Genomic DNA, 24,886 nt, shown 5'->3' with positions numbered 1-24,886 from the left:
ATTGATCGCCGAGCCGCGGAGTGCAAGCTTGCGCTGAGGTGGGTTTGCCTGTGATGACCGGTAACCCCTCGCCCGGTGTGCTCTACATCCTGGTCTGCGGTTCGCCCATCGCCAGAGACGTCGGAGTCCTGGTCAGCCTGGCTCAGCAGGACGGCTGGGAGGTCTGCGTGATCACCACGCCGGACGGCCGCAAGTTCGTCGACGTGGCGGCGCTGCGGCAGCAAACCGGACATCCGGTACGCACCTATTACAAGAGTCCCGGCGACCCGGACGTGCTGCCCGAGGCGGACGCGATGATCGTCGCGCCGGCCACGGTCAACACCGTCAACAAGTGGGCCGCCGGGATCACCGACACGCTCGTCCTCGGGCTGCTCGTCGAGGGCTACGGGTACGGCGTGCCGACCGCGGTCGTCCCGTACACGAATCGGGTCATGGCCTTGCATCCCAGCCTGCACGAGAGCCTGGCCAAGCTCCGCGACTGGGGTGTGCACGTCCTGTACGGCGAGGACGTGTGCCGGCTCGGCGGCCCCGGGCAGACCGACCGCTTCCGCGGACAGTTCCCATGGCGGCACGCCTTGCAGGCGGTCAGCAATCCCGTGTCGATGAGCAGCCGAGTCGAGCCGGACACAGTTCCCTAGGCAGATAGAGTTGTCGGCCGTGACCGACAACGCCGCACCACCCACCGTCCTGGACGTGGTCAACGCGCTCGACCGGCGGTACCCCCGGGACTGGGCGGAAGCCTGGGACCGGGTGGGTCTGGTGCTCGGCGACCTCGCACATCCTGTCTCCCGCGTGCTCTGCGTCGTCGACTGCGTGCCCGAGACGGTCGACGAGGCGCTCGCCGTCGGCGCGGACATGATCGTCGCGCATCATCCGCTACTGCTGAAACCGGTCTCGTCGATCGCTCCGGACACGTACAAGGGGCGGATCATCCACCGGCTGATCCGCGGCGATGTGGCGTTGTACGCGGCGCACACCAACGCCGACGTGGCCAACCCGGGCGTCTCCGATGCGCTCGCCCGCCGGCTCGGGCTGGTCGACCTGCGGCCGCTGATCCCGGCGACCGGCGCGGCGGCGGGAGAGGGGCGCGGTCACGGCCGGATCGGCGAGCTGCCCGAGCCGATGGATCTCGCCGAGCTCACCGGCTTCGTCGCGGTGCGGCTGCCGGGGACCGCCGCGGGCATCCGCGCGGCCGGCGACCCGGCCTGGACGATCCGCACCGTCGCGGTCTGCGGCGGTGCCGGCGACTCGTTCCTCGGTGAGGTCAAGAGCGCGGGCGTCGACGCGTACCTCTGCGCTGATCTTCGCCATCACCCCGCCAGCGAGCATCTCGCCGAGGGTGGCCCCGCTCTGCTCGATGTCGCCCATTGGGCGACGGAGCGCCCGTGGCTCGACGAGGTGGCCGAATGGCTCCGCGAAGAGTTCGGTCTCGAGGTCACGGTGTCCGATATGGACACCGACCCCTGGACGGTCCATGCTTTCAGTTCCTCGGAGAAGGAGACCCAGCCGTGAAGGCCTCCCCGGAAGCCCAGCGCCGCCTGCTCGACCTGCAGGCCGTCGACACCGCCCTCGCCCAGCTCGCGCACCGGCGCAAGTCACTGCCCGAGCTCGCCGAGATCGACACCGTCGCCCGGGAGCTCAGCGCGCTGGAGGACGAGCGGGTCCGCGCCCAGGTCGCGGTCGACGACCTGGACCGTGACATCAGCCGGTTCGAGAAGGACATCGAGCAGGTACGCCAGCGCAAGGATCGCGACCAGAAGCGGCTCGACGCGGGCGGCGCGCTGCGTGAGATCGAGGGCCTGCAGCACGAGCTGGCCACGCTCAACCGGCGGCAGTCCGAGCTCGAGGACTCCGAGCTCGAGCTGATGGAGCAGCGGGAGAGCGCCGAGTCGACGCTGAACGAGGTGCGCGGCCGGCTCGCCGCGGCCCAGGAACGCCGGGCCGAGGCCGAGCGGCGGCGGGACGAGGCGCTCGCCGACATCGCCAAGGAGCACGAGTTCAAGACCTCCAGCCGCGGCCCGCTCGCCGCCGACCTGCCGGCCGACCTGGTCGCCCTCTACGACAAGATCCGGCTGGACTCCGGGCTCGGCGCGGCGCTGTTCCGCTCCGGGCGCTGCGGGGGCTGCCGCATCGAGCTGTACGGGGCGGACCTCGCCCGGGTGAAGGCGGCGGCGGCCGACGACGTGGTCCGGTGCGAGGAGTGTCGGCGGATCATGGTGCGTACCGCGGAGTCCGGGCTGTGAGAGTCGCGGTCGAGGCCGACGGCGGGTCCCGGGGAAACCCAGGGCCGGCCGGGTACGGCGCGGTGGTCCGCACCCACCCGACCGGGGAGATCCTGATCGAGCGGTACGGGTCGCTGGGCACCACCACGAACAACGTCGCCGAGTACTCCGGCCTGATCGAGGGGTTGTCCGCGGCGGCCGAGCTGAACGCCACCGAGGTCGACGTCCGGATGGACTCCAAGCTGGTCATCGAGCAGATGTCCGGCCGGTGGCAGATCAAGAACCCGGGCCTGCGGCCGCTCGCGGCCAAGGCGGCCGAGCTGGTGAGCCGCTTCGAGCGGGTGTCCTTCGAGTGGATCCCGCGGGAGCGGAACAAGGCGGCGGACGCGCTGGCGAACCGGGCGATGGACGAGGCTCAGGGCAAGCAGGTCTCGACCGCCCCGATCGAGGATGAGCTGTCGGCCCCGCAGGGGCCCGGGTTCTCCGCGCCGTTCGTAGGACCAGGCCCCGGTAGCAGTGCAGCTTCCTGGTCGCCGCCGTCCTCGCTCGACGAGGCGACCCGGTTCATCCTGGTCCGGCACGGCGAGACGGCGCTGACCAAGCAGGGCCGCTACTCGGGCCGTGGCGACGTGCCGCTCTCCGACGAGGGTCAGGCGCAGGCGATGGCCGCCGGCGGCCGGGTGGCGGGCATCTCCAGGGACGTCACGGCGGTGCTGTCGTCGCCGCTGGCCCGGTGCGTGCGGACCGCCGAGCTGGTCGCGGCCGAGGTGGGCGGCGTGCCGGTCACCGTGGTCGACGACCTGATCGAGTGCGACTTCGGCGTGTGGGAGGGGCTGACCTTCGCCGAGGTGCAGGCCCGCTGGCCGGAGGAGATGGCGGCCTGGCTGGCGTCGACCGCGGTGGCCCCGCCCGGCGGCGAGTCGTTCGAGGCGGTGGCGAAACGGACGCGGGCGGCGATGGCGACCGCGGTCGGCGCGTACGCGGGTGGGATCGTGGTGATCGTCTCGCACGTCTCCCCGATCAAGCTGATCCTGCGCGACGCCCTCGCCGCGACGGACGCCTTCCTGCACCGGTTGTTCCTGGATGCGGCGGGCGTGTCGACGATGGACGTGTGGCCGGACGGCGGGATCGCGGTCCGCTCGGTGAACGAGACGGCCCACTTACGGTAGTAACCCTCTGCGGATGAGGCCGGATCTTGGATTACGCGGTGCACTGATGGGAAACGTGCCGCCGCCGGTCGGTGGCTCTCCCGGAAGGGTGCTCACGTGTTCAACAACAACGGGTCGTTCCTGCTGGCGACGCTGGAGTTCTTCCTCTTCTTCGCCTGGTTCATGTGCCTGTTCTGGATCTTCGGAGACCTTTTCCGGAGCAAGGACATCGGCGGCTGGGGCAAGACGCTCTGGACCTTCTTCCTGATCATCCTGCCGCTGGTGGGCATGCTGGTGTACCTGATCGTCCGGGGCGGCGGCATGACCGAGCGCGCCGAGGCCGCCGCGCTCGACGCCCAGAAGCGGCAGGACGCCTACATCCGGCAGGTGGCGAGCTCGTCCGGCGCCTCGGGCGGCGGCCGCAGCGCGACCGAGGAGATCGCCTCGGCGAAGTCCCTGCTCGACTCGGGCGCGATCACGGCGGCGGAGTTCGAGCGGCTCAAGGCCGAGGCTCTCGGCCAGAGCGCTACCCCGACGGCAGCCTGACGGTCAGGACGGGGCGGCGGCGATCGCGCCGCCGCCCCGAGCCTACTGTGGTGGGGTGTTTCGCCTGCCCTCGCCGCTCGAGCGGCTCGACGACGAGCGGCTGGCCGGCCTCCGAGTCTTCGTCAAGCGGGACGATCTGATCCATCCGGACTTTCCGGGCAACAAGTGGCGCAAGCTCAAGTACAATTTGCCGCCCGCCCGTTCCACGGTACTCACCTTCGGTGGCGCCTATTCCAGTCACCTGCGGGCAACGGCCGCTGCCGGCCGGCACTTCGGATTCAAAACCGTCGGTGTCGTACGGGGTGAGGAGCGCCTTCCGCTCAACCCGGTGCTCTCGGCGGCGGTGGCGGACGGGATGGCGCTCACCTACGTCTCCCGGTCGACCTATCGTCTCGGTGCTTCGCCCGGCCTGTTGTCCGACCTGACGGCAAGGTACGGGGACTTCCACCTCATCCCCGAGGGGGGAGCCAACGACGCGGGCCGCCGCGGGTGCGCCGAGCTGGTCGACGAGATCGACGAGCCGTTCGACGTGATCTGCTGCTCGGTCGGCACCGGCACCACCCTGGCCGGGATAGCCGGCCGGCTGAAACCGTCCCAGCGGGCGATCGGCTACGCGGCGATCAAGGGCCACCGCCCGCACCCGGATGTCGAGCCCGGCTTCCATTTCGGCGGCTACGCCAAGCGCACCGCGGAGCTGGACGCCTTCATCGCCGACTTCCGCGAGCGCCACGGCATCACGCTCGACTGGGTCTACGAGGCCAAGATGATGTACGGCATCGTCGCCCAGGCCGGCCGCTTCCCGCCCGGCGCCACCCTGATCGCCGTGATCGCCTAATCCGGCGCGGATGAGGCGGCCCCTCGGCGTACGTCAGGAAGGAAGTTGGGATTTGAGGTGGTGCTCGACGGCCGCCGCCATGTCGAGGGCCGGGTCGCCGAACAGCCACTGGATCTGCAGGCCGTCCATCAGCGCGACCAGGTCACGGGCCGCGCGGGCCGGCTCGATCCCCGGGCGGAGATCGCCCGCGTCCCGCGCCTCGGCGTAGGCGACCTCCAGTTCTCGCACTATCCGCGAATACCGATCGACGAAGTAGTCATGTGCGGGGTGGTCGGCCGCGGTGGCCTCGGCGGACAGCACGGTGAACAGTTCGACGATGCCGCGCCGGGTGGCGTTGAGCGCGACGATGTCGACCAGCCGGCGCAGGGCCGCGGCGCCGGTCGGGTGGCCCGCCGCGACCCGTTCCTGATCGACCTCGTCGCGACGCGCGAGCACGGCCAGCAGCAGGGATTCCTTGGTCGGGAAGTGGTGCAGCAGGCCGGGATGGGAGATGCCGCAGCGGGCGGCGATCTCGCGCAGCGACGTACCACGGTAGCCGGCCTCGCCGAACAGCGCGGTGGCCTGGTCCAGGATGTCCCGCCGCTTGGCGCGGCCCTTCGCGTACCCCACGAATGAATACTTACCAAGTGGTTGGGATTCGTCTAGCGTCTGCCTCATGGCCGTCACCCACCTTCACCCGTCCCCGGCGCTGCGCCGCGCCCGCGTCGCCACCTCCGTGATCTTCGCGGTGCACGGGGCGGTGGCGGGTTCGTTCGCGGCGCGGGTCCCCTGGGTGGCCGACCACGTCGGCACCGGCGTCGGCGGCCTGGGCCTGGCGCTGCTCATGCCCGGCATCGGCGCGCTGCTCGCGATGCCGGTCTCCGGGCGGCTCGCGCACCGCTTCGACCTGCGCGGCCTGGTCCGGGTGCTGATCGTGCTCTGGTGCGCCGCGCTGGTGCTGCCGTCGCTGCCCACCTCGTTGCCGCTGCTCTGCGTGACCCTGGTGATCTACGGCGCGGCCGCCGGCGTTGCCGACGTGGCGATGAACGCGCACGCCGTGCTGGTCGAGGAGCGCTACGAGCGCTCGGTGATGTCCGGCTTCCACGGCTGGTGGAGCGTCGGCGGCCTGGCCGGCTCGGCGGTGGCGGCGCTGGCGGCGCGGGCCGGGCTGGGTGCGCCGGTGCACTTCGCGCTCACCGCCGCTGGGCTGATCGTGATCGCGCTGCTCGCGTCGGCCTGGCTGCTGTCGCACCAGCCCGACCCTTCGGCCGAGGAGCCGCCGGCCTTCGCCCTGCCGTCCCGCGAGGTGTGGGCGATCGGGCTGATCGGCCTGTGCGCGGTCTTCGCCGAGGGAGCGAGCCTGGACTGGTCCGCGGTCTACGTGCGCGACCTGCTGCACCACCCGGCCGCGACCGCGGCGGCGACCGTCTCGATCTTCTCGATCTGCATGGCCGCGGCCCGGTTCGGCGGCGACTGGGTGGTGCGCCGGCTCGGCCCGGTGACCACCGTGCGGCTCTCCGGCGCGTGCGCCACGGCCGGCGTGCTGGTGGTCGTGCTGGCCTCGCCGGTCGCGCTGGTCATCCTCGGGTTCGGCCTGGTCGGCATCGGCATCGCCGTGGTGGTGCCGCTGGTCTTCGCGGCGGCCGGCCGGCTTCCCGGCAACACCGGGCGCAACATCGCCGGGGTGGCCGGCATCGCGTACGGCAGCGGACTGATCGCGCCGGGCGTGATCGGCGGCATTGCCCATATCTGGAGCCTGACGGTGTCGTTTACGCTGATTGTCGTCCTGGCCGCGCTGATGGGCCTCGGCGCTCCCGCTCTTCGGCCCTCGGAGAAGTCGCTGTAACATGCAGCTATGAGCGATGACCTGGTGCTCGGCAAGATCGAGACGCAAATGGCGCTGCTGATGCGGCTCGGCGAGGCCACGCGCCGGTCCACCGGCGGCCCGGCGCATCGCGCGCTCGACCGTGCCGCGTACGTGATCCTCCGCCAGTTGGAGAAGGACGGCCCGCTCAACGTCTCGGCGCTGGCCACCGCGCTCAACCTCGACGGCTCGACCGTCACCCGCCAGGTCACCGCCATGCAGAAGGACAACCTGATCGAGCGGCATCGCGACCCCAAGGACGGGCGGGGCACGGTCATCGCGGCCACGCCGTTCGGCCTGCGGCAGGTCGAGGCGGTCCGGCAGGCCCGCCGCATCGTGTACGGGGCGGTGCTCAAGGACTATTCGGACGCCGACAAGCGGGAGCTGGCCCTGGTGCTGGAGCGCTTCACCGAGGCGCTGGCCGAGCACATGCGCACCCGGCTGTGAGCTCAGGTCAGGATGATCGGGTTGGTGAGGGCGGCCATGCCTCCGCTCGGGTGACGTACCTCGATCCGAATGAATCCGGACTCCGCCGCGGTGGTGGACCACTCGACCGTGCCCGCGCCGTCGCCCGGCAGTCGCGCGACGTGCGCCCGTCCCCGTTCGGTGTGGAACCCCACCACCCCGTCCGGCACCCCGCTGACGTCCACCCGCGCCCCGGCCGCCGCGGCCCGCAGCCGCTCGCCGATACCCGCAACTTGGTCGCCGGCTCGGACGGTGAACGACAGGTCGACCGACGCCGACGCGGCGATCCAACTGTGCCCGGCCCGCAGGCCGGCGAGCAGCGCTGACACCTCCAGGCCCGCGGCCCGTACTACCGTCTGCGGGGTCCCGATCTGCCCCTCCAGGTGCACGTCGCTGTTGCCGATCGCCGGTCGCCACGCTCCGGCGCGGAGATCAGCGGCCAGGCCGCGCCCCCACTCCGCCAGCGCCGCCTCGTTGTCCGCCTGCCACGGCACGTCCGAGCGCCACGCACCGTTCCACACCTCGACGACATCGAAGTGCCGGAACGGATACATCAAAACCCCCGAGGGGTACGGCGCATGCGGGTGGGCCGCGATGCACAGCCCGCCCACCCGGCGCACCGACTCGACGGCCCGCTCGATCAGCCCGTCGCGGACCCCGTACCGCCAGTCGACGACCTGTCCCGGCGCGAGGCCGACCGCCACCCAGTGCCCGGTGCTCGTGACGACCTCCTGCCCGGGGATGACCAGCACATCGGAACCCCACGCGTCGTACGTGTCGGCCGCGTTGTGTTCGGTGATCGCGATGAAGTCCAGCCCGGCCTCGCGGGCGGCCGAGGCGACTTGCGGCGGCGTGAGCTCGGCCGCGTGCGAGCGTTGCGTATGGACGTGGCAGTCGCCCCGATACCAGGTCATTGCTTCGTGAACGTCATTGCTTCGTGGACGTCATTGCTTCGTGGACGTCATTGCTTCGTGAACGGATCGGCGAGGCGCAGCTCCCGGTACAGTCCCTCGCGCACGGGGTCATCCAAATCATCCGAGAAATCCCAGCTGATCGCGTTGAGCAGGCCAAGGGCCAGGTTGCGGTCGGTGGTGGCGGACAGGATCGCGAGAAACTCGTCCGGATTGTTGCTGCCGTCGCTCGACGCGACGTTGTGAAAAATGTATTCCAGCTCGGCGGCCGTGAGCCGGGGAGCGTCGTCGACGAGTTGCCGGATGAGCAGATTGCGCTGTCGCCGTTGCCGGATCAGCGCCAGTGCTCCGCCGTACTGCCGGGCGCGTACCCCGCCCGGCTGATCGTTCGCGGTGGACAGCAGTAGCTGAAGGAACAGCGCGGCCTCGGAGACCAGATACGGTTCCCCGGCGATCAGATGCAGACTCGGCTCACCGGCGTTCTGCCAGTACGGCATGAGGTCGTAGAGGCATTCCCGGACGTCGTGCGCGGTCTGCACGAACGCCGACCGGCGCAATGACCGTCCGACCCGGCTGTCGGCGGCGACCGACACGTCCGGCGCCATCATCGGCGCCTGCTCATCGCGTCGGTACGTCGCGGGACGGTCATCGGGTGGCCACGGCAACGATTCGTAGACGCTGATCGGCGTACCGTCCTCCGGGCGTACCTGCAAGCGGGTTGGATCCGCCGCCAGCTGCCATTCCACCCGCAGCGTCTGCCACATGCGCTTGCCGTCCTCGGCGTCGAGCTGGCTCTGCCAGAGCAACGCCTGCCGTCGCCAGTTGTCGACGACCGGCTCGCCGACCAGTTCGGCCGCGTCCACCGGCCCGTCGCTGAGCAGCACGGCAAAGCAGACGAGATTCGCCGAGAACGCGGCGTGCCGCCCGGCCTGCGGAATGCGCCGCGGCTCGTAGTCGCCCCGGCTCCAGGTCGGGTGCGGGTACCCGGCCTCGGGCAGCAGGTCGAGGGCAAGCTCCCGGCAGCTGCGTCGCCGTTCCGGGTCGAGCTTGCCGAGCAGCCCCCGGCAGAAGTCCCACAGCGGCGCACGCCGGGCGACGGTGACGAACGACGTGATCGCGTACAGCGGGCCGGGATCGAAGACGCCTTGCCGGCGTCGCTGGTGGATGCGCTCGCCGGCCACATCGACGAGGGCAGCGACGATCTGGCGGGCGGCCAGGAAATCGCCGAACGTGGCGTGCAGGAACTCGAAGCTGCGTTCCGGGCGGCCGGTGTCGCGGGTGGCCCGGGATTCGTGCACGAAGAAGAACCGGCCCACCATCATCTGACTCACCGAGAGTGCGCGGTCGGCCGAGCTGGGCGCGGGACGCAGGTCACCCTCCCAGAGCAGGTGCGGGAGGTCGTTGTTCAGCTCGGCCTCGAGGATCACGTCGCTTCCGCGATTGAGGGCGGCCACGGCGATCGCGCCGAGGCGACGCCATTCCGCGTCGATCTCGGCCTGGCGATTGTCGTCCGCGCGGCCTCGATTCTGCTTGTCGACCTCGCGCTCGACGAAGTCGGCGAACAACCGCTCGTACAGGTCGACTCGCAGCATGTTCCCGGTGGCGGACTGCAAGGCGTTGGCGCCGGCGTCGTAGAGCGCGAGCAGAAGCAGGAGCAACGGCTGGCGCGCCAGCTCGCCGTGCGCCAGAGCGGTCGCGGCGGAGAGCGGTCGTAGCCCGCGCAGGTGCAGACCGGCGGCATTGTGGGCGTTCCACACGTCGAGCCACGCACGGACCTGCGACTCGTCGAACGGCTCGAGCCGCAGGACGACCGTGCCGTCCGGGAAACGTACCCGGTCCGCGACCACCGTACGGCTCGTGACCAGGACGGCGACCGGCCGGCCGAGTTCCTCCTCGCGTTGCTGGAAGTCCCGGATGAGCTCGAGGTAGTCGGCCCGGTTCATTCCGGTGGCCTGCAGCAACTCGTCGAACCCGTCCAGGATGACGACGGGCATCGCGTGGCCGGCCCGGCGAACCAGGTCCGGCCACGAGACGCGCTCGCCGAGCATCTGCAGGAGCGCCTCCTCGATCTGCGTCTGGATCGGCGAGTCGGCCGGAACGTTGCGCAACGCGACCCGTACGACCAGGAAGTCGGCGGTCGGCAGGCGCGCGGCCAGGACCTTGGTCATCGCGGACTTCCCCGAACCGGGCTGGCCGAGCACCACGAGCGGGCCCGCCACCGAGTCCGGCCCGGTGAGGTGGGCCAGCAGGAAGCCCTGGACGTCGTCGACCGCGTCGGATCGGTTCCACCACTCCTCGGTGGCGGGAAAATCCCGCGGGCCGGCCACCGACACCCGCCCGCGCGGATCGATGTAGCTGTCGCCCAGGCCGGGCAGGGCCACGTGGGTCGGCGTGTGCGCGGAGGCGAGGATGGGCGTGTCGAGTGCGGCGCGGTACCGCCGGGGAAGTCCCTCGAGGACGGTGTCGACGGGGTTGACGAGCGACGCCGCACGTAGCCCGGCGAGCTGCGCGGACAGGTCGGCCATCGATTCCCGCAGCAACGACCGGGTCGCCTGGGTGTCGACCATGGCCGCCCAGACGGCGAACTCGGGCGCTTGGCCGCACAACCTCCGGTACGCCTGGACGTATCGCTCGGCCGCGGCCCGGCGTACCTCCCTCTCCGCCGAGGACAGGACCTCCCGGATCCGGCCTTCGCGACCCCGGAAGGCGCTGAGCCCGAGGAGAAAGTCGGTCAGTGCCGTCGCCGCGGTCCCGTAGAAGTCGTCGAGTTCCGCAAGGGTCGTCTCGAACGGACGATGCGGCGTGGGCATCGGCGGCGGCGTCTCCACCAGAATCCGCACCCATGCCGCGTACCGGTCGGTCGCCGCGGCCGAGGTGGCGACGGCGACCTGCTCGCCCGCCGTCAGCCGGGCCGCCGACAGGTCGAGGTCGGGGTGATCGGCCAGAACCGCGTCGAGCGCCTCGTAGAACGCCGTGAGCACGATGATCGCGTGCGCGGCGACGAGTCGCTCGGTCCGGTCGAACCGGCGGACGCCGGAGAGCCGTTCCCGGAGGCCGGTCACCGCCGCGTTGCCCCAGGCGATCAGCTCCCCGCGCAGGGCGAAGATGTCGCTGCCGCCGAGAGTGCCCACGCTGACCGCGGTGGCCGCGGCGCCGCTCGCCGCTGCCAGCAGCTTCATGACGGGGCTGTCCGCGCTGCCGAGCAGCCGGGCGGCATCGGCGTAGCAAAGGGGACGGGAGCGCATTTTCGCCACGGTAGCGCAGCCATCGACGGCGGAGCGGCCGGGTGTGAACTCGCCCGGCATCGGGGAAAGTCTATGCGCATGAGGGTCAGGCTCTCCCGTCCGGCGATGGTGATCGGCATCGCGCTCGGCGCCGTGCTGCTGCTCGGCCTGGCGGCCATCGTGATCGGCTCGCGGACCGGGCCGTCCGGGTCCCGCACCACCACCGGCCCGGTGAACGGCGTGCGGACCGCGACGTTCCAACTGCTGGACGGCGCCACCTCGGTTCGGCTGGCGGCCGGCCCGCTCGGCGGCGACCTCTACCGGATCACCGTCTCCGCCGACGCCGGCATCCGGCCGCAGGTCGACCGGGACGGCGGCGACGTGCGGTTGCACCTGCGCCCGGCCGCCGGAGGCCGCAGCGGGATCGTGAACGTGGTCGTCAACGAGGAGGTCGGCTGGGCCGTGCGCACCCTCGGCGGCGCCCGGGAGATCCGCATCGACATGACCGCCGGCACCGCGTCGGAGATCCATCTGGCCGGCGGCGCGAGCCTCATCGACGTGGCGCTGGCGCGACCGCCGGCCCTGGTCCCGGTGACCATGGCCGGGGGAGTGGACCAATTTCGGGTACGCCTTCCGTCCGGCACGCCGGTGCGAGTGACGGCCTCGTCCGGCGCCGGGTCGGTGACCCTCGACGGCCAGGTCCACCAGGGCGTCGGCGGCGGCCAGTCGTTCACCGCCAACGGCTGGCAGGACGGCCGTCCCGGCGTGGACGTGCGCGCCCAGGCCGGCGCCGGGGCGGTGCAGGTCAGCGCAGCCTGAGCGTCAGCCGTGGACGGCCGGTGTCACACCCACCGCTTTCCAGGCGGCCCGGACGGCCTCGACCGCATCGGGGCCGGCCTCGTCGAGAGTGACGCCGGCGAAGGTCGCGAAGTCCGCCGCCGCCGGCAGCGCGCCCCCGGTGAGCGCCCGGTACCAAATCGGCCCCGCCCGTTCCCAGGCCGCCCCGCCCAGCGCCACCGCCAGCAGATAGAAGGCGTGACTGGGAATGCCGGAGTTGATGTGCACCCCGCCGTTGTCGTCGTCGGTCGCCACGTAGTCGGCCATGTCGGCGACCTGCGGATCCCGGCCCAGCCGGTCGTCGTCGAACGCGGTGCCCGGCGCTTTCAGCGACCGCAGCGCCATTCGTGAGTCGCTGACGACGAGGCCGTCGCCGATCAGCCAGTCGGCCTCGCCGGCGCTCTGCCCGAGCGTGAACTGCTTGACCAGGCTGCCGAGGACGTCGGCGAACGACTCGATCAGCGAACCGGTCTGCCCCGCGAACTCCAGCCCCGAACTCTCCAGCAGGATGTGGGTGAGCTCGTGCGCCATGATGTCCAGATGCGGCGCGAACGGCCCGAAGTTCACCCCGTCGCCGTCCCCGATGACGATGTGCCGCCCATCCCAGTAGACATTGGCGTAGTTCTTCCCGAAGTGGACCACCGCCCGGAGCGTCCCGCCGGCGTCCGCCACCAGATCCCGCCCGAGCGCCTCCCGATAGAACCGCACGGTGTGCGTCATCGCGGCGAAGGCATCCTCGACGGCCGGATCCGCGCTCGGCGGCCCGTCCTCGGTGCGTACCGGCCGGGTCGGGATCGTCCGGAGGTTCCCGGCGTCGTAGACCCGCAGCGCGGCGCTTTCCGGAACCGGCGCGACCGGTACGGCGGCGGGAGCCTCCAGCGCGGGTCGCCGGCCCACGGCTCGTTGCAGATCCACCATCTGGGAGAGAAGCGAGACCGGCACGTTCCCCAGCGGCGGCGCGGCCGGGTTCCGCGACGGTGCCGCCGCGGACAGGCGCGCGACGACCTTGTGCAGTTGCGCGGCCGGAATCATCCCCGCCGTGCCGACCGAGCGAAGCGCCTCGTTCAACAGGCCGACATTCACCAGCAGCAACTCCTCGGCGTCCGGCTTGCTGAGCGACCGGCCCTGGGCGATGTAGGCCACGGCCTCCAATGCCGCGTAGCCGCGGCTCACGGTTTGGAAAAGGTCCGTCTCCCGGGTACGCGCGAGGACCTCGCTGTTGGCGTCCCATGCTTTCCGGCTGGTCGCCGCGGCCGGCCAGACCCCCATCGACCGGTAGAAGGCAACGATCGCGGAATTGCTCTCCAGCTCCGCGTAGACGAGCCGGGCGGCGGTGCGGCGCGACGTGCGGGCGCGCAACATGGCCCCGACACCGGTCGCAACGGCCCCGCCGATCGCCCCGATGACGGCGATCGCCACCGCGCCGACGTCCATGGCTGAGCATGGCGACGCCCGGCCGCCCCGCACAACCACGGTGTCCAGAAGACGACTACGCCGTCGCCCGACGCCGGCTCGGGCGCTCCGGCTGCCATTGTGGCCAGACCAGACGCAGGGTCACATGGTCTTTTGTGGTCATCAGCCGAACCTACCGGCACGAATTGCCCTGCCCATTGATTTAGCCGCCCGGGGCGTTTAGCTTCCTCAATTAGGAAAGTTTCTTTACTGCCCTGGAGGGCTCATGAGCGGTCTCACCCGCCGCCTCGTCGCCGTGGCTGCTGTGGCCACCTCGATCGTGGCGGTGTCGCCGGTCGCGGCGCAGGCGCACGGCAAGTCGTACGTCAAGGTCGGCTATTTCACGCAATGGGGCATTTACGGCCGCAATTTCCAGCTCAGCAAGGTACAGAATTCCGGCGCGGCGGCCCGCCTGACGCACCTGAACTACGCTTTCGGGACGGTCACCGCGGACGGCGTCTGCGCCTCGGCGGACCCGTGGGCGGATTGGCAGACGCCGTTCTCCGCCGAGCTGAGTGTGGACGGAGTCGGCGACGTCGCGGGGCAGCCGATCGCAGGCAACCTGAATCAGCTCGCCGAGCTCAAGGCGAAGAACCCGAACCTCCGCGTGCTGATCTCGCTCGGCGGATGGACCGGTTCCGCGTACTTCTCGGACGCGGCCCTGACCGATGCCTCCCGCAAGAAGCTGGTCAGCTCCTGCGTCGACCTGTGGATCAAGGGAAACCTGCCCGGCCTCACGCCCGGCGTGGCGGCGAACATCTTCGACGGCGTCGACCTGGACTGGGAGTGGCCGGGCTCGGAAGGCAACGCCGGCAACGTGATCCGGCCCGCGGACAAGCAGAACTTCACGCTGCTCACGGCCGAGTTCCGGGCGCAGCTCGACCGGCTCGGCAAGACCAACCGGAAGCACTACGACCTGACCGCGTTCCTGCCGGCGGCGCCCGCGAAGATCGCGGCCGGGTTCGAGGGCAAGATCTTCAAGTACCTCGACTTCGGAACCGTGCAGGGGTACGACTACCACGGCTCCTGGGAGTCGCGGACCAACCAGCAGTCGTCGCTGTTCGTCCCGAAGGGTGCGCCGGACAACCCCGACTTCTCCGCGGACAACGCGATCAACGCGTGGGTCGCCGCGGGGGCGCCGCGGAACCGGCTGGTCCTCGGGCTGCCCTACTACAGCCAGGGCTGGACCGGCGTGACCGGCGGCGGGAACGGGCGGTTCGAGCCCGCGACCGGCCCGGCGCAGGGCGTCTTCGCGGCCGGCACCGAGGACTACAAGACCGTCAAGAACCTGCCCGGCTTCAAGCTCTACCGCGACTGGCAGGCCGGCAACTCCTGGCTCTTCGACGGCACCACATATTGGACCTACGACGACCCGGCGCAGCTGCTGCAGAAGACCCTCTACATCCGGGCCAAGGGCCTCGGCGGGGCGATGATGTGGTCGCTCGACGGGGACGATGACAACGCGTCGCTGACGAAGGCCGTGAATCTCGGCTTGGTCTCTTGACACGTGGGCGGGGCGGTGCCGCTGAGCGCACCGCCTCGCCCGTTCGGCGCACAGTGATCGACTCATTTCGGCCCGCGTCGTTAGCGTTTCTGGTGGGCCCACATCCCCGGCCCGTGACGAACGAGGAGGTGTGGCTGATGGCCGAGCCCGAATCTCCCGAGGCGGTGTCCGCCGAGCCGATCAAGAGATCCGACCGTAGCCCGTGGAACTGGTTGCTTCTCATTCCGATCGTCGTGCCGCTGCTGACCCCCCTTTACAACCACGACGCACCGCGTATCGCGGGCTTCCCCGCGTTCTACTGGATCCAGTTCCTGTTCATTCTGCTCGGCGTGGCGACCACCGGCATCGTCTACCGGATGACGAGGCGGTGATCCGATGAGCGACCACATCACCGAAATCATCATCTTCACGGCGCTGTTCCTGCTGGTCAGCGGCATGGGCTTCGTAGCGGCCCGGTGGCGGGCGCCGGAGAACATGGCGCACCTCGACGAGTGGGGCCTGGGCGGCCGCAACTTCGGCGCGTGGATCACCTGGTTCCTCGTCGGCGGCGACCTGTACACCGCGTACACCTTCGTCGCGGTGCCCGCGCTGATCTTCGGGGCCGGCGCCGCCGGCTTCTTCGCGGTGCCCTACACCGTGATCATCTACCCGATGTTCTTCCTGATCCTGATCCGGCTCTGGTCGGTATCGCACCGGCACGGCTTCGTCACGCCGGCCGACTTCGTCCGCACCCGGTTCGGCTCGCCGACGCTGGCGCTGCTGGTCGCGATCACCGGCATCGTCGCGACGATGCCGTACATCGCGTTGCAGCTGGTCGGCATCGAGGCGGTCCTCAAGACGATGGGCGTCACCGGCGACAGTTGGTTCGCCCGGCACGCGCCGATCATCATCGCGTTCGCGATCCTCGCCGCGTACACCTACCAGTCCGGCCTGCGGGCGCCCGCGCTGATCGCCTTCGTCAAGGACACGCTGATCTACGTCGTCATCCTGGTGGCGGTGCTTTACCTGCCGTACAAACTGGGCGGCTGGGGCGGCATCTTCGACGCGGCCGACAAGAAATTCCAGGCGACACCGAATCCAGCCGACGGCATTCTGCTCACCGCCAACAACCAGCTTCAGTACGTGACGCTGGCGCTGGGCTCCGCGCTCGCCCTTTTCCTCTACCCGCACAGCGTCACCGGCGTGCTGGCCGGCCGGAACCGTACGGTCATCAAGCGGAACATGTCGGCGCTCCCGGCATACAGTTTCCTGCTCGGCCTGATCGCCCTGCTCGGCTACATGGCCATATCGGCCGGCATCAAACCGCTGCCCGGCGCGAAACCGGGGTCCGTGGACAGCAACACGGTCGTCCCGCTGCTGTTCGACGCGAAGTTCCCGTCCTGGTTCGCCGGCATCGCCTTCGCCGCGATCGGCATCGGCGCGCTCGTGCCGGCCGCCATCATGTCGATCGCCGCGGCCAATCTCTTCACCCGGAACATCTACAAGGAATACCTGAAGCGCGACGCCACGGACGCCGAGCAGGCCAAGGTCTCGAAAATCGCGTCCCTGGTAGTCAAGATCGGCGCGGTCGCCTTCATCGTCTTCCTCGACCCGCAGTTCTCCATCGACCTGCAGCTCATCGGCGGCGTCATCATCCTGCAAACCGCTCCCGCCGTGGCACTGGGCCTTTACACCCGCTGGTTCCACCGCGGCGCCCTGATCGCGGGCTGGGCGAGCGGCATGGCCCTGGCGCTGTGGATGCTCTGGCAGATCCCGAACGCCGCCACCAAGAAGGCCCACTTCGGCGGCTCCGCGTTCCCGCTCAACAAGTTCTGGTTCTTCGACAGCCCGAAGACCATTTACGTGGGCTTCGTGGCGGTCGCGGTCAACCTGCTGGTGGCCGTGCTGGTGACAGTCCTGCTCCGCGCCCTGAAAACCCCGGACGGCGTGGACGGAACCGAATCCGACGACTACTTCGCCGACGAGGGGGACCCGCGAGTGGACAAGAGCGTCACCGCGGTGGAGACCGTTTCCTCCACCTAGTGCTTGACCCGCTCCCGGGTCGGACCGCCGCAACCTCGGATGGGTTGCGGCGGTCGCCTTTTCGCCCTCCGGGAGCTTGATGGTCTGAGTCTGGGGTGGCTGCGTGCTTGGCCAACAGGGTGGCCAGCGATGTCACAAGGATGGCGATCCCGACCCCGGCGAAGGTGAATGCCACCCGGCGTCCCTCCTCCGAGAGATTTGTCGGGTGCCCGATGTCCTCCGCGATCAGGACCGTCGCGGCCACTGCCGCGCAGTACCACGCGTAGTTCACCGCCCGGATCGCTCCCGCCAGCCCGCCCAGGAGCACGATGATCACGCCGAGCGCGATTTTACTGTCGACTCCCAGCAGGAAAGCCGTCGCAACGCCGGCGCCGATTGCCGCTCCGGCCAGGCGCTGAAGGCCCACCAGGGTGGACTGCTGCAGGTTCGGCTTCATCGCGATCAACGCAGCGATGGCCATCCAGTCCCCGTTCGGCAGCTTCAGCCCGAACGTGATCGCGACGGCGAAGGCCACCGCGACAGCCCGGATGACGGCGTACATAATCATTGGTGCAGTTACCGGAACGGGCGTGGTGTCCTGGGGGAACAGCTCCGCCCCAGTTTGCCGGCGCCCCGATTGTCCGCCGGCCAGCCACATGACGCCAATGAAGCCGATCATCAGCGTCGCCCCGATCAGCCAGGCCAACGCCTGCGGCCAGGCAGTCGTTTGCACGTGGTCCGCCTGGTAGGCACGCGGCAGCGCGAGCGCGACGAGAAACCAGATATTCAGCAGCAGCGCGGCGGTGAACCGGTGCGCACCGTATTTCGCCGCCAGGCCGGCCAGCATCGTGACCACGAACGCGGCCAGCACCACCCAGCCCCAGGCCGCACCGCCAAGCCAATAGCCCAGGGCCGTCAGCAACGCGCCCACCACGGCGACCGAGCCCAGGCGCGGCGCCCGGTAGGAGTACTTGCCACCCGGGTCGCACAACCCCGTGAACAGTGCCCCGAATGCCACGCTGAGGAAGTACTTCTCCTGGCCCAGCGCGCCCAGAACGATCAGCGGCAGCAGCATCACCACCAGGCCGGAGATGCCTCTGCGCAGGTCGAACCCCTTGGGGTCCAGCTTGAACACCGCCGACGCCCGAATCGTCGCCATGCCACCCACCTCCGCCTGGCCGGTGTTCAGCTCGGGCTCCCCGAATCAAGCCGCGGCGCCCGGGCGGAGCAAGTCATCCACGGCGATCGTTCCACGCCTGCGGCCGCCAGGCGAGAGACCGAGGCGTACTCGTCGTGGTGTGTACGAGGTTCCACGCGGGTAGAAGACGAACATGGAACTCGGGCCGGGCGAGCCGGCGGCTGGGCCTTGGCGGGTCGAGCCGTTGGCCGGCTTTGCTCGTTCGGTGGCCGAGGCCGCGGGGACGCCGACCGGCCGTCCGCGCATCATCGCGGTGGACGGCCGTGGCGGAGGGGGAAAGACGGCCTTGGCCGAGCGTCTCGGGCAGAGACTGCGGCCCGCGGCTGTCGTTCATTCCGATGATGTGGCATGGGGACATTCACGGTTCGGATGGGACGACTTGATGATCGCCGGAGTCTTGGAGCCGCTCCGCACCGGACGCCAGGTCACCTATCGACCGCCGGGCTGGGACCGGGACGCCCGCGAGGGACACATCGATCTGGACCCGGATGCATCGACAGTGATCATTGAAGGTGTCGGGGTATCCCGTCGAGCGCTGGCACCGCTGATCGATGTCGCCATCTGGATCCAGTCCGACTTCGTCGAGGCCCGGCGCCGCGGGCTGCTGCGCGACATGACCGAGCTACACCGGCAGGAGGCCGAGGCCGAGCGCCTCTGGGACGAGTGGGAGGCCGAGGAAGTGCCGTTCCTGCAGCAAGACCGGCCCTGGCAGCGGGCCGATTTCATCGTTGGCACCGCCTCCTCATTGCCACACAACGCGGAGACCGAGGTAGCCGTGTCCCCGCCGCTCAGGCTGGACCGGCACGGAGGTCGTTCGGCCGACGGTTAGTGGGGCCGTCAAGCGGCGACGAACCGGGTTGGACGGACGAGTCGGCCTGTACGCCGGATTCTGTCCCGGTTTGGGCCGGGGGCGGTCATCCATCTCGGCCCGCCGTCGCCGGCGGGCTCATGCGGCCTACCCGCAGGCTCGGGCGAGCAGCCCTCGAACGCCTGCGCCGGCCGAGGCTCTCGCGAACCCCGGCCTTGCTTGGCCTTGCTCCGGGTGGGGTTTACCTAGCCACCCCGGTCACCCGGGGTGCTGGTGAGCTCTTACCTCACCGTTTCACCCTTACCGGCCACGTGGACCGGCGGTCTGTTTTCTGTGGCACTGTCCCGCGGGTCGCCCCGGGTTGCCGTTAACAACCACCCTGCTCTGCGGAGTCCGGACGTTCCTCGGTGACGCCCGTGAAGGGCGCCGACGCGACCGCCCGGCCGACTCGTCCGTCCGCTCAATGCTACGGATGCGAACCGGCGTGACGATCGCCGACCCCGTAGATTCGAGCGCACCATGGATCTCTCGCACATACTTCTGCTCGTCGTGGCGGGTGTCGCGGCCGGAGGCGTGAACGCGATCGCCGGTGGCGGGTCGCTGATCACGTTTCCCAGCCTGATCGCCACGGGGCTGCCGACCGTCGACGCCAACGTCACCAACTCGGTGTCCGTTTTCCCCGGGTACGTGTCGAGCGTCGTCGGGAGCCGGGCCGATCTTCAAGGGCAAGGGCGGCGGGTACGGGCGATCCTCCCCACCAGCCTCGTCGGGTCGGCGGGCGGGTGTGCGCTGCTGTTGCTCACGCCGGCTCGGGCGTTCGAGCTTGTCGTGCCGTTCCTGGTCCTGGGCGCGGCGGCCACGCTGGCGTTCCAGGAGCGGCTGCGTGGCCTGGTCGGGCACCCGCGGCAGATGTCGCCGCGGCGGGCGGCGGTCACGCTGCAGGTGGTCGTGTTCGTGGGCGCGATCTACGGCGGCTACTTCGGGGCGGCGCTCGGTGTCATGTATGTGGCCGCGCTCGCGCTGATCCTCGACGAGCCCCTGAAGCGGATCAACGCGCTCAAGAACGTCCTGTCGGCGGCGGTCGGGCTGGTCACCGTGGTGGTGTTCGCCATCTTCGCGGACGTGCACTGGGGTGCGGTGCTCATCCTGGCGCCGGCCACGGTCCTCGGCGGGTACGCGGGGGCGAGGCTGGCCCGCCGCCTGCCGGCCCGCGTCCTGCGCTACGTGATCGTCACCTTCGGCACGGTGATCGGTTTGATCCTCCTGTACCGAGCGGTCAAATGAGAGCGGTCAAATGAGAGCAGTCAAATGAGAGCGGTGAAATAAGAACGCTCAGATGAGATCCGACGGGTCCGTGTTGGCGCCGCAGAGGAGGACCACCACCCGCTCCCCGGGGCCGGGCACATAGACGCCCGACGTCAAAGCCGCGTACGCCGCCGCGGTCCCGTGCTCGACCACCAGACGGTAGTCGTCCCACAGGCGGCGCCGGGCGTCGACGATCGCCTTGTCGTCGACGAGCAGCGACACGATCCCGGCATCTTTCGCCAGCCCGAACGCGATCTCCCCGACCCGCCGGGCGCCCAGCGAGTCGGCCGCCACCCCGGAGACCGGCACGTCGACCGGCTCGCCGGCCCGCAGTGCCGTGTGCAGGGCGCAGGAGGTGGCCGGCTCGACCGAGACGACCGATACGTCCGACGCACGCAGGGCGGAGATCATCCCGGCGATCAGGCCACCGCCGCCGACCGCCACCAGGACCGTGTCGAAGCCGCCGGGGATCTGCTCCGTCAGCTCCAGGCCGAGGGTGCCGTTGCCGGCCACCATGTCGGGGTCGTCGTACGCGTGGCAGAAGTACGCGCCGGACGCCCGCGCCCATTCGACCGCCGCGGCGTAGGCCTCGGCGTACTCGTTGCCGGTCTGCACCACCGAGGCGCCCAGTTTGCGAAGTTTGTCGACCTTGACCGCCGGGGCGGCGGACGGCACGTAGACCTCGGCGGGTACGCCCAACTCGGCCGCCGCATACGCCGCGGCCAGGCCCGCGTTGCCGCCCGAGGCCGCGACGATGCCGGCCGAGGGCAGCACGCCCCGGGTGGGGGCCGCGACGATCTGATTCATCATGCCGCGGGTCTTGAAGCTGCCCGCGTGCTGCGTGTGCTCGAGCTTGAACCAGAGCCGGTCGCCGGCCTCGAGGACGGGCGTCCGCCGCACCCGGCCCGCGATGCGCCGGGCCGCCGCTCGTACGTCGGAATTGTGCACCATCGCCACTGACAATAGGGGCAGGCGACCTAAGCGATGCTCCAACTCACCCGCCGGGACGCGACCAGCGATGACTCGCCCACCACGCGGACCAGGTCGAGCAGCCGGTTGGAGAAGCCCCACTCGTTGTCGAACCAGCCGCGCACCTTGACCCCGCCGCTCGCGGTGGTCTGCGTGCCGGACGGATCGAACAGGCAGGACGCCGGATTGTTCTTCACGTCGATCGACACGGTGGGATCCGGATCGTACGCGAGAATGCCGCGCAGCGGTCCGGCGGCGGCCTCGGCCATCGCCCGGTTGACCTCCTCGACGCTGACCGGGCGGTCGGTCTGGCCGGCCAGCTCGGCGAGTGAGCCGATCGGGGTCGGTACGCAGTAGTAGCTGTAACGCATCTCGCCGATCTCGGGCAGCGCCACCCGTACGAGATCGCCGGCCACGTAGTTGTGCGGGATGATGCTCTCGCCGGCGGCCCGGCCGAGCCGCGGGTCCTCGCGGGACGTGCTCATCACCGAGTCCTGCGCCTTCTGCCAGCCCTGGACGGCCAGCATCACCGAGGTGTTCACCGAGCCCAGGCCAAATCGATCCAGCAGCACCTTGGCCATCACCGTCAGCGCGTTGACGCCGCACGAGCCGGGGGAGACCACGTCGTGCTCGGCGGGGTCGTACATGTGGTGGTTGGCGCCGTAGACCAGGAACGCGTCGGGGTCGTCGGCCGAGGCGCTGATCACGACCTTGCGGGCGCCGCCGTGGGTGATGTGGGTGCGGGCCGTGGTGCCGGCCCGGAACCGGCCGGTGGCTTCGATGACGACATCGACGCTGGCGTCGGCCCAGGGTATGCGTTCCGGGCGCGGATGGTGGAAGACGCGGATTGCGTGGTCATTCACGACGAGGTGATCGGTGCGTGCGGTGACGGTGCCGGGAAATGAGCCCCTAATGCTGTCGCGGCGCAGCCCGTACGCCATTTTTTCGGTAGACGCAAGGTCGTTGATCGCGGCAATCGATATTCCACGATGCCCGCCCGCGGCGACTATCCGAGTTACGCTGCGGCCGATGCGGCCCAATCCGTTGATGCCGATCGAAACAGTCATCGAAGGCTCCTAGGCCGCTTGTGATCCTTGCTGACCGTGGCGCCGAGCAGGGCCCGTAACCCCGGCTTCCACTCGCCGTCACACCTTCGACACTATGAGTCGTGCAACTTGCACGTCAACGCAGGGCGTGTCACGGAGCGGTCTAGATCCACATACGACCTGGTGACGCCGGTGTCACGTTCCTGAACAGTCACTCTCGGGCATTGGTGGCCTTTGATGCGAGATCGCTCGGATAGGTGAACGCATCGTGCGGGTTGTCCGCGTCATCCGGATCGACTATGCGTTTTTCGGCCAGGCGTGCCATTTTTCGCGAGAATTTCCACCCGGGCCTGGACGGATCGATATTCCGGAACCGATCACCCGCCGGCGGGGATTCACCGGGCCGGGAACGAGCCGCGGGGGCGGGCCCGGGGGTGCGCCGAGGGATGCAAAACCGATGGCCGGCAACACTAATCCGGGGAGCGTGTCGGCCGATTCTCCGTGGCATGCCCGTACGCACCACCGTCACCGTCCCGCTGCGGTTCCCCGACGGCTACGCCACCACCGCGCAGGTGAGCACGTTCACCGGGCTGGCCGACGGCAAGGAGCACCTGGCGCTGCGGCTCGGCACGCCGGCGGCTACCCCGCTGGTGCGCCTGCACTCGGAGTGCCTGACCGGGGACGTGTTCGGCTCGGAGCGGTGCGACTGCGGGCGGCAGCTGCGCGAGGCGGCCGAGCGGATCACCGAGGTGGGCGGCTACCTGCTGTATCTGCGGCAGGAGGGGCGCGGGATCGGGCTCTACGCCAAGCTCGACGCGTACGCGCTTCAAGATCAAGGGCTGGACACGTACGCGGCGAACCGCGCTCTCGGGCACGGGGATGACGAGCGGGACTACTCGGCGGCGGCGCAGATGCTGACGTCGCTGGACGTCCGGAAGATCGATATCCTCACCAACAACCCGGACAAATCCGCCCAGCTGCGTTCGCTCGGCCTCGAGGTGCGGAACGTGGTCCCGACCGGGGTGTACCAGACCGCGGCGAACGTCCGGTATCTGCAGGCCAAGGTCGAGCAATCTCGGCACACCCTGACGCTGCCGATTGCCGGCTGACGCTCAGATTCCCGCTCCCGCGCCGAACGGAAGGATGTGGGAATCGAGGGAGTGAACGCGCGGATCGCCAACATCCAGAGCCGGATCATCGCGATGCAGACCCAAGCGGCCGGCCGCACCGCCCAGCAGAGCCAGTCGTCCACGACGGCCGGCGTGGCGTCCGGCGACGACTTCGCCAGCTACCTGTCCGATGCCGTCTCGCAGGCACCGGGCTCCAGCCGCGGCTACACGCTGAACAGCAACGGGATTCCGACCGACCTCGAGGCGTACGGGAACGGGCAGATCCCGGCGAGCGCGCTCGAACAGGTCGGCAACACCCGGCACAAACTCTGGGCGCCGGCCGCCGAGGCGCTGACCCGGATGATGTCCGACGCCCAGCGGGCCGGCGTGCACATCGGCATCACCGACTCCTACCGCACGTACGACGAGCAGGTCGATCTGGCCCGCCGCAAGGGGCTGTACTCCCAGGGCGGGCTGGCGGCCAAGCCCGGCACCAGCGAACACGGGTGGGGTATGGCCGCCGACCTCGACCTGGACGCCAAGGCGCTGGCGTGGGTGCGGGCGAACGGCGCGAGCTACGGCTTCTACAACACCGCGCCGCGGGAGAGCTGGCACTGGGGCTTCAAGCCCGGGTCGTCAGACGCCGGCCAGCAGTTCGCCATGCAGTAGCGACAGCCAGCCGTCCGGATGAGCGGCCCAGCGCCGCCACCCGTCCGAGATGCGCTGGAGATCCTCCTGCGTGGCCGCGCCGGTGCGCAGTGCGGTGGTCGCCATCTCGGACTTCAGCACCCGATCCGCCCACATGCCGCCCCACCACGCGCGGTCGGCCGGGGTGGCGAAGCACCACGTGCTCGACGTCGCGGTCAGCTCGGTGAAGCCCGCCGCACGACCCCAGGCGAGCAGCCGGCGTCCGGCGTCCGGCTCGCCGCCGTTGCCGCGGGCGACCCGTTCGTACAGATCCAGCCATTGGGTCAGCTCGGGGAACTCCGGGAACCAGGTGAACGCCGCATAGTCGCTGTCGCGCACCGCCACCACGCCGCCCGGCCGGGTCACCCGGCGCATCTCGCGCAGCGCGGCGACCGGGTCGGTCACGTGCTGCAGCACCTGGTGGGCGTGCACCACGTCGAAGGTGTCGTCGGGGAAGTCGAGCGCGTGCACGTCGCCGACCACGAAGTCGACGGTGGTCAGGCCGCGCCGGGCGATCTCGGCGCGGGCCAGGTCGAGCGCCTCCGCCGTGACCTCCAGCGCGGTCACCCGGGCAGGTGTGACCAGGGTCGCGATGTCGGCAGTGATGGTGCCCGGGCCACATCCGACGTCGAGAACCGAAACTCCGGAAGTCAGCCGCGGCAACACGTATGCCGCCGAATTCTCTGCGGTCCGCCAGCGGTGCGAGCGCAAGACCGACTCGTGATGTCCGTGCGTGTAGGTCGCCATGCCTTCGAAGCTAGCCCCGTTGTCCCTGT

Annotated in this window: 24 protein-coding genes and 1 other RNA gene; 16 read left to right on the top strand and 9 right to left on the bottom strand. The window is 70.0% G+C overall.

Translation table 11 applies throughout. From position 1 onward, the window contains the following. The first annotated feature begins 53 nt into the window (after window positions 1–53). The 6 genes from ODJ79_RS18920 (at window position 54) to ODJ79_RS18895 (ending at window position 4,751) form a co-directional block, all read left to right on the top strand. On the top strand, window positions 54–638 hold the full coding sequence (locus ODJ79_RS18920; protein WP_263024805.1) for a flavoprotein: 585 nt from the start codon (window positions 54–56) through the stop codon (window positions 636–638). A 19-nt stretch (window positions 639–657) separates the two neighbouring features. Next, window positions 658–1,512, top strand: coding sequence for a Nif3-like dinuclear metal center hexameric protein (locus ODJ79_RS18915; protein ID WP_263024804.1), 855 nt, complete (start codon window positions 658–660; stop codon window positions 1,510–1,512). Further along, window positions 1,509–2,243: a zinc ribbon domain-containing protein gene (locus ODJ79_RS18910; RefSeq protein WP_263024803.1), complete on the top strand. Its 735-nt coding sequence runs from the start codon at window positions 1,509–1,511 to the stop codon at window positions 2,241–2,243. Before ODJ79_RS18915 ends, ODJ79_RS18910 begins: the two co-directional genes overlap by 4 nt. Next, the gene (locus tag ODJ79_RS18905) at window positions 2,240–3,391 is read left to right on the top strand and encodes a bifunctional RNase H/acid phosphatase (protein ID WP_263024802.1); all 1,152 of its coding nucleotides are present in this window, start codon (window positions 2,240–2,242) and stop codon (window positions 3,389–3,391) included. Before ODJ79_RS18910 ends, ODJ79_RS18905 begins: the two co-directional genes overlap by 4 nt. 96 nt (window positions 3,392–3,487) lie before the next feature. Next, a complete protein-coding gene (locus ODJ79_RS18900; RefSeq protein ID WP_263024801.1) occupies window positions 3,488–3,916 on the top strand; it encodes an SHOCT domain-containing protein in 429 nt (142 codons plus the stop codon). A 55-nt stretch (window positions 3,917–3,971) separates the two neighbouring features. Then, window positions 3,972–4,751, top strand: a complete 780-nt coding sequence (locus ODJ79_RS18895) for a 1-aminocyclopropane-1-carboxylate deaminase/D-cysteine desulfhydrase (protein WP_263024800.1) — start codon at window positions 3,972–3,974, stop codon at window positions 4,749–4,751. Window positions 4,752–4,784: 33 nt separating this feature from the next. On the opposite strand, the gene ODJ79_RS18890 is transcribed toward ODJ79_RS18895, so the two are convergent. Further along, the gene (locus ODJ79_RS18890; protein ID WP_263024799.1) at window positions 4,785–5,360 is read right to left on the bottom strand and encodes a TetR/AcrR family transcriptional regulator; all 576 of its coding nucleotides are present in this window, start codon (window positions 5,358–5,360) and stop codon (window positions 4,785–4,787) included. Window positions 5,361–5,406: 46 nt separating this feature from the next. On the opposite strand from ODJ79_RS18890, the gene ODJ79_RS18885 reads away from it, so the two are divergent. Both ODJ79_RS18885 and ODJ79_RS18880 read left to right on the top strand, forming a co-directional pair. Then, window positions 5,407–6,576 (top strand): MFS transporter, encoded by a 1,170-nt coding sequence (locus ODJ79_RS18885; RefSeq protein WP_263024798.1) that lies wholly within the window; start codon window positions 5,407–5,409, stop codon window positions 6,574–6,576. A 9-nt stretch (window positions 6,577–6,585) separates the two neighbouring features. Beyond that, window positions 6,586–7,041 (top strand): MarR family winged helix-turn-helix transcriptional regulator, encoded by a 456-nt coding sequence (locus tag ODJ79_RS18880; protein ID WP_263024797.1) that lies wholly within the window; start codon window positions 6,586–6,588, stop codon window positions 7,039–7,041. Window positions 7,042–7,043: 2 nt separating this feature from the next. Here the strand turns inward: ODJ79_RS18880 and ODJ79_RS18875 are convergent, their stop codons facing one another. Both ODJ79_RS18875 and ODJ79_RS18870 read right to left on the bottom strand, forming a co-directional pair. Then, window positions 7,044–7,973, bottom strand: coding sequence for a CehA/McbA family metallohydrolase (locus ODJ79_RS18875; RefSeq protein ID WP_263024796.1), 930 nt, complete (start codon window positions 7,971–7,973; stop codon window positions 7,044–7,046). 47 nt (window positions 7,974–8,020) lie between these two features. Beyond that, window positions 8,021–11,215, bottom strand: coding sequence for an NACHT domain-containing protein (locus ODJ79_RS18870; protein WP_263024795.1), 3,195 nt, complete (start codon window positions 11,213–11,215; stop codon window positions 8,021–8,023). A 78-nt stretch (window positions 11,216–11,293) separates the two neighbouring features. On the opposite strand from ODJ79_RS18870, the gene ODJ79_RS18865 reads away from it, so the two are divergent. Further along, a complete protein-coding gene (locus ODJ79_RS18865) occupies window positions 11,294–12,013 on the top strand; it encodes a hypothetical protein (RefSeq protein ID WP_263024794.1) in 720 nt (239 codons plus the stop codon). Between the two features lie 3 nt (window positions 12,014–12,016). Here the strand turns inward: ODJ79_RS18865 and ODJ79_RS18860 are convergent, their stop codons facing one another. Next, complete coding sequence (locus tag ODJ79_RS18860; RefSeq protein ID WP_263024793.1) at window positions 12,017–13,465, bottom strand: M4 family metallopeptidase; 1,449 nt, start codon at window positions 13,463–13,465, stop codon at window positions 12,017–12,019. Window positions 13,466–13,709: 244 nt separating this feature from the next. On the opposite strand from ODJ79_RS18860, the gene ODJ79_RS18855 reads away from it, so the two are divergent. The 3 genes from ODJ79_RS18855 (at window position 13,710) to mctP (ending at window position 17,009) form a co-directional block, all read left to right on the top strand. After that, window positions 13,710–14,987: a glycoside hydrolase family 18 protein gene (locus ODJ79_RS18855; RefSeq protein WP_263024792.1), complete on the top strand. Its 1,278-nt coding sequence runs from the start codon at window positions 13,710–13,712 to the stop codon at window positions 14,985–14,987. 137 nt (window positions 14,988–15,124) lie between these two features. Beyond that, window positions 15,125–15,358 (top strand): DUF3311 domain-containing protein, encoded by a 234-nt coding sequence (locus ODJ79_RS18850; RefSeq protein WP_263024825.1) that lies wholly within the window; start codon window positions 15,125–15,127, stop codon window positions 15,356–15,358. A gap of 4 nt (window positions 15,359–15,362) precedes the next feature. Beyond that, complete coding sequence (mctP, locus tag ODJ79_RS18845) at window positions 15,363–17,009, top strand: monocarboxylate uptake permease MctP (RefSeq protein ID WP_263024791.1); 1,647 nt, start codon at window positions 15,363–15,365, stop codon at window positions 17,007–17,009. Here the strand turns inward: mctP and ODJ79_RS18840 are convergent. Further along, entirely contained in the window at window positions 16,978–18,147 is a 1,170-nt protein-coding gene (locus ODJ79_RS18840) for an FUSC family protein (RefSeq protein ID WP_263024790.1), read from the bottom strand. The genes mctP and ODJ79_RS18840 overlap by 32 nt on opposite strands. A 172-nt stretch (window positions 18,148–18,319) precedes the next feature. Here ODJ79_RS18840 and ODJ79_RS18835 point away from each other — a divergent pair, with 172 nt between their 5' ends. Then, window positions 18,320–19,015, top strand: a complete 696-nt coding sequence (locus ODJ79_RS18835) for a uridine kinase (RefSeq protein ID WP_263024789.1) — start codon at window positions 18,320–18,322, stop codon at window positions 19,013–19,015. Window positions 19,016–19,048: 33 nt separating this feature from the next. Here ODJ79_RS18835 and rnpB read toward each other — a convergent pair. Continuing rightward, window positions 19,049–19,445, bottom strand: an RNA gene (gene rnpB / locus ODJ79_RS18830) — RNase P RNA component class A. Window positions 19,446–19,513: 68 nt separating this feature from the next. Between rnpB and ODJ79_RS18825 the strand changes: the two genes are divergently transcribed. Beyond that, window positions 19,514–20,278: a sulfite exporter TauE/SafE family protein gene (locus ODJ79_RS18825; protein ID WP_263024788.1), complete on the top strand. Its 765-nt coding sequence runs from the start codon at window positions 19,514–19,516 to the stop codon at window positions 20,276–20,278. 48 nt (window positions 20,279–20,326) lie between these two features. On the opposite strand, the gene ODJ79_RS18820 is transcribed toward ODJ79_RS18825, so the two are convergent. Both ODJ79_RS18820 and ODJ79_RS18815 read right to left on the bottom strand, forming a co-directional pair. Further along, window positions 20,327–21,250: a threonine/serine dehydratase gene (locus tag ODJ79_RS18820; protein WP_263024787.1), complete on the bottom strand. Its 924-nt coding sequence runs from the start codon at window positions 21,248–21,250 to the stop codon at window positions 20,327–20,329. 26 nt (window positions 21,251–21,276) lie between these two features. Then, window positions 21,277–22,335 carry a type I glyceraldehyde-3-phosphate dehydrogenase gene (locus ODJ79_RS18815; protein ID WP_263024786.1) on the bottom strand — a complete coding sequence of 353 codons (1,059 nt, stop codon included), beginning with the start codon at window positions 22,333–22,335 and terminating at the stop codon, window positions 21,277–21,279. A 485-nt stretch (window positions 22,336–22,820) separates the two neighbouring features. Here ODJ79_RS18815 and ODJ79_RS18810 point away from each other — a divergent pair, with 485 nt between their 5' ends. Together ODJ79_RS18810 and ODJ79_RS18805 are read left to right on the top strand one after the other, a co-directional pair. Continuing rightward, window positions 22,821–23,423 carry a GTP cyclohydrolase II gene (locus ODJ79_RS18810; protein ID WP_263024785.1) on the top strand — a complete coding sequence of 201 codons (603 nt, stop codon included), beginning with the start codon at window positions 22,821–22,823 and terminating at the stop codon, window positions 23,421–23,423. A 36-nt stretch (window positions 23,424–23,459) separates the two neighbouring features. Then, window positions 23,460–24,092: a D-alanyl-D-alanine carboxypeptidase family protein gene (locus ODJ79_RS18805; protein WP_263024784.1), complete on the top strand. Its 633-nt coding sequence runs from the start codon at window positions 23,460–23,462 to the stop codon at window positions 24,090–24,092. Here ODJ79_RS18805 and ODJ79_RS18800 read toward each other — a convergent pair. Then, window positions 24,060–24,857, bottom strand: a complete 798-nt coding sequence (locus ODJ79_RS18800) for a class I SAM-dependent methyltransferase (protein WP_263024783.1) — start codon at window positions 24,855–24,857, stop codon at window positions 24,060–24,062. The genes ODJ79_RS18805 and ODJ79_RS18800 overlap by 33 nt on opposite strands. Window positions 24,858–24,886 lie beyond the last annotated feature (29 nt).

It is taken from the genome of Actinoplanes sp. KI2 (assembly GCF_025630775.1).
In the GTDB taxonomy this organism is placed as follows: domain Bacteria; phylum Actinomycetota; class Actinomycetes; order Mycobacteriales; family Micromonosporaceae; genus Actinoplanes.
This window is presented reverse-complemented; position numbering and strand designations above follow the sequence as displayed.